3 protein-coding genes are annotated in these 2,004 nt (G+C 58.1%); all 3 read left to right on the top strand.

Annotation, left to right across the window (positions count from 1 at the left end; translation table 11 throughout):
• Positions 1-246 (top strand): TrbC/VirB2 family protein (locus GSQ91_RS14785; protein ID WP_158822531.1); only part of this gene is annotated, 246 nt, incomplete at its 5' end.
• 14 nt (positions 247-260) lie between these two features.
• On the top strand, positions 261-575 hold the full coding sequence (locus tag GSQ91_RS14780) for a VirB3 family type IV secretion system protein (protein ID WP_158822530.1): 315 nt from the start codon (positions 261-263) through the stop codon (positions 573-575).
• On the top strand, positions 562-2,004 hold a 1,443-nt coding region (locus GSQ91_RS14775; protein ID WP_216845262.1), incomplete at its 3' end, for a hypothetical protein. The genes GSQ91_RS14780 and GSQ91_RS14775, both read left to right, overlap by 14 nt.

Below are 2,004 nucleotides of genomic sequence, written 5' to 3'. Positions count from 1 at the left end.
CTTGCAGCTCTGCCGGTCTACGCACAATCCACTGGCAGCGATCCGTGGGACAACGCAGTCAACGTCCTCAAAACCGCCTTTACCGGCTCGATTGCAACCGGGCTATCGCTGGTCGCCATCGTGGTCGGTGGACTGATGTTCGCCTATGGCGAAGGCCAGTCGAAGAAGATGCTCGCCGGGATCGTCTTCGGCGTCGGCATGGCCATCGGCGCTGTCAACTTCATGGCCTGGCTCTTCCCGAGCTAGAGAGGAGGTGATCCATGTCTCGGTCAGCGGATAGCAGAGTGAACCCGGTATTCAAGGCCATGAACCGTCCGTTGACTGTCCTGGGAGCGGAGCGGCGGTTGTTCTTCGTCGCTCTGATCTCGGGAGGAGCCATCTTCTCCCTGCTGCATTCCTTGTTCGGCGGTATCGCTCTGTTCGTCATCGGCGTAGTGATCGCGAGGCGTGCCACCAAGTACGACATAGAGATTCTGCGCGTGCTTTTCAACTCCAGCAAGTTCCGCCGCAGATACGACCCCATGAAGTTTGAGCCGACAGAGATACGCATAGCGAGGCGCGATGTTCAAGGTTGAAAACATTACGAAGGACTGGAAGGAAGCAGGGTCCTTGCAGGCACACATCAACCTGTATGGATTCTGGGACGAGCACTGCTTTCTGACGAAATCAGGCGACCTGGGCAGCGTGCTCAGAATCGGCGGCATCGATTACGAAAGCCTCGACCATGCCGGCCGCGACTACGCGGTCAAGCGGCTGGAGGCTGCTTTTCGCACACTCGATGACAAGACTCGGCTCTACCAGGTTCTGTTCAAACACAACCGCCCAGAAATTCCTTACACCAAGTACGACAGTCCCCTGGTCCGTGCTGCTGTGGAACAGCGCAACGCATTCCTTCAGTCCAAAGCCGATCGCTTGTACAGCATCGAGATGTACTGGGTCGTCATGGTCGATGGCAACTATGCCAAGACTGGGCTCCTCCACGCCTTGTCGCAGCTCGCGAAGTCTCCACGAAAAGGACTTACGGAGTTAAAGACACTATTCGCAGGCAAGCAGCAGCGAACCTTGTTGTACGAGCGGATTGAGCGCGACCGGCTGCTACTGCAGCAGAAGGTTCAGAGTTTGAGTGGGCAGCTAAGCGACCTTACGACGGTCGAGTTGCTAGGGGCGGAAGGGACCTTCCGGTATATCCGGCGTCTCGTAAACTTCCGCCCCTCCAAGATTGCCGAGGCGCCGCTATGCGGAGCGCGGCACCTCGACTGGCAGGTATGCGACTCGGAGTTGGAGGCGCATCGCGGCCACCTGCGCATGGACGACGACTATGTCCGCGTCCTCACGCTGAAGGAGCTTCCCTCAGAGACCCGGCCTTTGCTGCTGAACGGCCTGCTCAACATCCCAGCGAACTTCCATGTCGTCACCGAATGGCACGCGCAAGATAACGCGAAGGCGCGGAAAGAGATTGCGTCTCGCCGCCGTCACCATCACAACTCAAAGACCAGCTTTGTATCGAACCTTCAGGACCGGGAGAGCACCGGCAATCAGGACAACCTTGTCGACGACTCGAAAGCCGCTGCTGTCGCAGAGCTTGGTAACGCGCTCACCGCGATGGGCATGGACGGCAAGTCTTTCGGGGAGTTCACGCTCTCCGTAGTGATCTATGACGAGGACCGGGCCAAGGTCGAACACGCCGTAGCCGAGTTCCAAAAGCTCTTCACCCAGCATGACGGCCTGCTCTACGAAGAACGCTACAACCTGCTCAACGCCTTTTTCGCTACCGTGCCAGGCAACAGGCAGTTCAACCTTCGCAAGCAGTGGGCGCTCAACTCCAACTATGCCGACCTCTCGTTTCTGTTCACCATCGATAGCGGCAGCCAGTGGAACCCGCATTTGGAGCGAGAATATCTCGCCGTGCTTGAAAGCACTCATGGCACGCCGTACTACCTGAACCAGCATAGCGGCGACGTGGCCCATGCTCTCATGCTCGGGGCCACGGGATCAGGCAAAAGT

The organism is Granulicella sp. S156 (assembly GCF_009766105.1).
Lineage (GTDB): Bacteria > Acidobacteriota > Terriglobia > Terriglobales > Acidobacteriaceae > Granulicella.
The sequence above is the reverse complement of the archived record's forward strand: the minus strand, read 5'-3'. Positions and strand labels throughout refer to the sequence as shown.